General features: G+C 33.4%; 8 protein-coding genes. All 8 read left to right on the forward strand.

The features are described 5' to 3' along the window. Positions 1–725 (forward strand): RHS repeat domain-containing protein (locus tag VQ643_RS15935; RefSeq protein WP_414201445.1); only part of this gene is annotated, 725 nt, incomplete at its 5' end. A gap of 311 nt (positions 726–1036) precedes the next feature. Next, the gene (locus VQ643_RS15940) at positions 1037–1210 is read left to right on the forward strand and encodes a hypothetical protein (RefSeq protein WP_414201447.1); all 174 of its coding nucleotides are present in this window, start codon (positions 1037–1039) and stop codon (positions 1208–1210) included. A gap of 20 nt (positions 1211–1230) precedes the next feature. Then, complete coding sequence (locus VQ643_RS15945) at positions 1231–1608, forward strand: hypothetical protein (RefSeq protein ID WP_414201449.1); 378 nt, start codon at positions 1231–1233, stop codon at positions 1606–1608. A gap of 409 nt (positions 1609–2017) precedes the next feature. Next, on the forward strand, positions 2018–2419 hold the full coding sequence (locus VQ643_RS15950; protein WP_414201451.1) for a hypothetical protein: 402 nt from the start codon (positions 2018–2020) through the stop codon (positions 2417–2419). 80 nt (positions 2420–2499) lie between these two features. Then, the gene (locus VQ643_RS15955; RefSeq protein WP_414201453.1) at positions 2500–2859 is read left to right on the forward strand and encodes a hypothetical protein; all 360 of its coding nucleotides are present in this window, start codon (positions 2500–2502) and stop codon (positions 2857–2859) included. 1 nt (position 2860) lies between these two features. Beyond that, positions 2861–3235 carry a hypothetical protein gene (locus VQ643_RS15960; RefSeq protein WP_414201455.1) on the forward strand — a complete coding sequence of 125 codons (375 nt, stop codon included), beginning with the start codon at positions 2861–2863 and terminating at the stop codon, positions 3233–3235. A gap of 403 nt (positions 3236–3638) precedes the next feature. Further along, a complete protein-coding gene (locus VQ643_RS15965; RefSeq protein ID WP_414201457.1) occupies positions 3639–4007 on the forward strand; it encodes a hypothetical protein in 369 nt (122 codons plus the stop codon). Positions 4008–4047: 40 nt separating this feature from the next. Further along, the coding region (locus VQ643_RS15970; RefSeq protein ID WP_414201459.1) for a hypothetical protein at positions 4048–4660 on the forward strand (613 nt) is incomplete at its 3' end.

Consider the following 4660-nt stretch of genomic DNA (forward strand, 5'->3'; position numbering starts at 1 on the left):
TAGCCGCCAACAGTGAAGGCACCACAACGTGGCAAGCCCAAATGCAAGCTTTTGGGGAAACCACCCCCGACAGCACCAACCTGATCACCATGAACCTGCGCTACCCTGGGCAGTACTTTGATGCAGAAACAGGCACACACTACAACTACTTCAGGGATTATAACCCAAGAGTAGGACGTTATAGCCAAAGTGATCCTATCGGCCTAAGTGGTGGTATCAATCACTATGGGTATGCGGGTGGGAATGGGTTGAGGTTTGTGGATACTAAAGGGTTAAAGGTATTGCTCTGTAAACGACCTATGGATCTTAGTTTTATTCCAGATTGGGCAGCTGAGAGTATTTTTCCGAGTCATGCTTGGATCAAAACTGATGAGAAGGAAGCAGGCATGGGGGGAGATTGTGACGTTCCAGCGCAAGGTTGTGCGGATGTACCATATTCAAGAGTACATATTAAAGATCATACAGGTGAACATAAAGCGCATAATGCTAGTTGTCAAATAGTAGATAATGTTGATGAAGGATGTGTCAACGAGTTACTACAAATTGACGAGCCTCTTGGGAGGTGGACTATAATTAATCAATGTCAATCGTTTGCGGATAGTGTTATTAGGAGATGCCGGCCAGTAAGTTTTTGCGAGAAGAGTGAGCTTGTATTTTTTATAAGGGTATATACAGTACCTAGCACATTTAGAGAGTATGAGCATTGTGCGTATCCAGTACAATAGATGAAATTAGGATGTTAATTATGTTGAATTTTATTTTTATATCTATCTTATATGTGTTTTCTTTTATAAGCCTTTATGTGGGGTATTATTATTCATGGTTAGCGCAAACATACAATCCGCAGCCGGAAACTTATATTATGCGGTCAGGTTTTTATATACTTGTTTTTTATTTTTTATTTTTTATAGCAAGCGCTTTTTTAATTAGGTATTTTATTATTAGAAGGAAGAAGTAGATTTTATTTATGCTGCTAGCAGTGCATACTCACAATCATTTATTTCTAATCCTACATTAACACTACTAAGAGAAAGGTATGTTTGTTTTTAGCTTGAAAAAGCCTTCTTTAACTGCGATTGAGGGAGGGTTTTCTGGAATAGGCATGCAAAATGCTACTACTGAAAGATGGAAAAAGTTTTGTAGTGATATAGAACTTCCAGATCCGTATATTCAATGCGATTTAAATAAAATATATAATGTAAGATGGTAATTTTTATAAAGAGATGAGTTATGGCTAGAAAAATTGATTTTATCTTTCTTTTGTATTTGATCTTGTTGTTTTTTTTAGTAACTCCAATTTCAGGGGTTTATAGTAATGCAAGTTATATATCTATATGGGGTTATATTTTTTTAATTTTCATTTTTAGTGTTTCCTGGATTTCTGTATTAATTAGGTTTAAATATAGTTCTGTTTTTTTATATATTTCATTATCCTATTATGGCTTGCTTGTATATGATCTAACTATGCCAGCAGATTATGATGGGTTAGCGCGGTATCATAGTGATACTTATTATTATATTAGAATTGTACTTGGAGTTGTTTTGGCTTTAATTTTTTGTTTTTTTATTGAGTTTTATAAAAAATATTATTTAGGTCTGAAAAAGTAGGTAATCGAATTGGGATGTAATTAAAGGAGATTTTTAAAAGAAAGGAAGGAGAGTAGTACAAGTAAAAATTGATTTTTATATTAAATTATAATTGTTTAAATTTTATACAGCGCTCTTGAGTAATGATTTAGAGAGTTTTATTTAAAATTAGTTTGTGAAGATCGATTTTTAGTAACTTATGCTGTGTGATTTATATTATATGTACTTAATAGTTTAGACTGAAATGCTTAGGCGATAGAAGGCAAAGTTCGAATTAGATTGGATAGATTTCAGTTTTTGGAAAAATACTCTCAAGTCTATTGGAACGAATAGTTTTGGAGTGATTCAATTATATTTTGGTGCATAGTTTGTATCCCCGTTTGTGATGGATCTTGCGCTGTAACAGGCGGCTTTGGAGCAGGTAATTAAAATGCATATATCAAATACTTTTTTTAAAAAAAGTCTAAAATTAATTTCTTTTTTTATTGGGCTGTTTAGTTTAGTCTTCAGTAGTTTGCTCTATGTTGGAGTTTTTTTTATAAATAATGAGTATTTTTTGAATGGAGTAAGTTTGCTCTATTTTTTGGTTGCTTTTTTGTTATTTTTTATTAGTGCATTTCTTTGTTTATGGGGGGCTAGTAAGCAGAGTTTTATTAATTATTTTCGCTTATTTGGTCTCCCTGTAGCTTTGACTATTGCTATGAGATTTAGCTATGGTGGACCTAGTGATATTTTTATTATTGGGATAATTTTTATAACACTAGTTGTTTTATGGAACTTTATCTTGACAGTTTTAAGATGGTTGTTAGTTAAATTTAAAGCTGGATTTTGAAGTTAAATATTATATATTTTAGCGTACAGGAAAGTAGTTGAAAATAATATAAAAATTGGCATTTTTAACAGATAATTAAAATGCATGTTCCTGCTGTGCGAAAGGCTATCTTATATTATGAAGCCAAAAGTGCTGAGGGTTTAGAATCCTGTAATTATACTCAAATTGAACCAGTGACAGACTACAAAAGTTCATTCGGAGCATCAGGATATCTGGAGGCATGGGTTGATATGAATGCAACTAGGCATTTTGTTGGAAGCTTTAAAATTGAAATTTTTCCAACAGAACGTTGCGATAAAGTAAGAGTAGTACTTACTAATACTTCTAGTTTTGAATCTTTTTTTTATGGTCTGGCTCCTCATTGGGAGAGATCAACATTTGGTCCCATGGGAAATATGCAACAGGTTTACTGGTGGGAAGAGCAATTGAATAGGAAATGAGATGAATAAATTATTATATTTATCAGTAGTTATTGTTTTTTTATCAGGCTGCTTTATGCCTGAGGAAGTTGATGTGATGGGGGTATATAAAGTTAATGAGTCACCACATAATTATTTAATTATTTACCCTTCTGGAAAATATAGGCAGGAATATCTACGAGATGGAAAAATTCTTATCAATGAAAATAGCTGGGAGCTTTATTATGCTACAAAAGGCGAAATGCGACTTAGTTTTGATAGTTTTCGATTTTGGGAAACTTATTCTAGAGCGCATTGGAGCGCGCTTGTTGAAAATAATTTTGGGGTGATTCAATTATGTTATGGCGGAGAATCTTTATCTTCTTATGAAAAATGTTTTAAAAAAGTTTCTGATTAATTAAAAATTTTGTTAAAGATGTGGTGAAACATAGGTGTTTCACCGATCCCAATGCCATCTTAAGAAAACAGCTGTAACACCTGTAAAACATGACTTAAACCTTGTGTAACAGGTGTTACAGCTCTTTATAGCCAAAGTGATCCTATTGGCTTAAGTAGTGGCATCAACCATTATGGGTATGCGGGTGGGAATGGGCTGAGGTACATAGACTCTTTAGGACTTCGGTCTAGTTCTTGGTGTGTCAGTATCTTCACTGTAACGGGTAGTGTTTCAGGAGGAATTATTGGTTACGTAGGAGGTGCGGTTGTTGGAGGGGCTGGAGGTACTTTGGTAGCACCTGGTGTAGGGACAGTAGGCTGGTGCTACTGGTGAAGGGCTTATAGGTTATTGGGTAGGAGATAAATTGTGTTCTGCCACGGCTGACATTACTCCGAGTACAAGTAATGATGCTAACTGTGGTTCAAACACTACAGCTAGCGGATGCAGTGGTAGTATTGTGTATGCTGATGGATTGGCAAAAACACCAAGTCCATACACTCATGCTGAAGAAAACTCGGCGTTAAAAGTTACCCCAGGAGATCCTTGTGACGATCTAAAAAGAGCTTTACAAATTTTAAATGCAACAATCGCTTGGAGAATTACTGATTTAAATTCTGAGAGTGTGTCTTATGCTGGTCATTTGGAAATAATCGAAATCTTAAAAAAACAAAGAGAAAAGTTAGAAAGAGCATATAAGAAGTGTGAACTTGATTTTTTTAAGGATATTCTCTAGATTTTTAATACTATTTTAAATTAATAATTTTGGTGTTTTTATGAATGATATAAATATACTGCAAAAAATAAGCTGTTTGAATGGTTGTTTAAAAGGTTTGGTAGAGATTAATGGAGATTTTGGAGAGTATGGAGCTGGTGCTGATATAGTAAGTTTTAGCTGTGGTGCAAATATTTTTGATATAGTAAAGAGAAGAGTAAATTCAGAAAAATATCAAGCTAATATTGTTGGTGATCTAATAAAGTATGTTTCTGAGTATATTTATAGTATGTTGTTTGTAAGGCCGTTTGGAGTTGACTTTGAAGTGCTTTCTTCTAATCAGAAGCATGATTTGGCTAACTATGCTGGCCATGAAAGTATAGATATTATTTTAGATATTTTAGGCTCAAATTATGATGATGAGATATTAGAGATAAAGTTTTTTGAGGAATTTGGAGATTTAACTGTTTTTTGCTTAAAATCTTATACTCTTGACGGTTTTTTAGTTATTTATTTTTCTAAAGGAAAGGTGAAGTATAAAAGTATAATTAATTATTCTAGGTTAAATCAGCTGGCAGGTTATTGCTTAGGAGTTTCAAGGGCTGGAAATTATGCGCTAAAAAGAAGCTTGGATGTTAATATTTTGTCTAAAAATAATAATACTAGTTGTTATC

The sequence above is a fragment of the Pseudomonas sp. F1_0610 genome, assembly GCF_047470865.1.
GTDB lineage: Bacteria > Pseudomonadota > Gammaproteobacteria > Pseudomonadales > Pseudomonadaceae > JAZDRH01.

Coding starts and splice junctions, on each gene's coding strand:
- VQ643_RS15955 (WP_414201453.1), top strand. CDS start 2,500: ATGCATGTTCCTGCTGTGCGAAAGGCTATCTTATATTATGAAGCCAAA.
- VQ643_RS15945 (WP_414201449.1), top strand. CDS start 1,231: ATGGCTAGAAAAATTGATTTTATCTTTCTTTTGTATTTGATCTTGTTG.
- VQ643_RS15960 (WP_414201455.1), top strand. CDS start 2,861: ATGAATAAATTATTATATTTATCAGTAGTTATTGTTTTTTTATCAGGC.
- VQ643_RS15950 (WP_414201451.1), top strand. CDS start 2,018: ATGCATATATCAAATACTTTTTTTAAAAAAAGTCTAAAATTAATTTCT.
- VQ643_RS15940 (WP_414201447.1), top strand. CDS start 1,037: ATGTTTGTTTTTAGCTTGAAAAAGCCTTCTTTAACTGCGATTGAGGGA.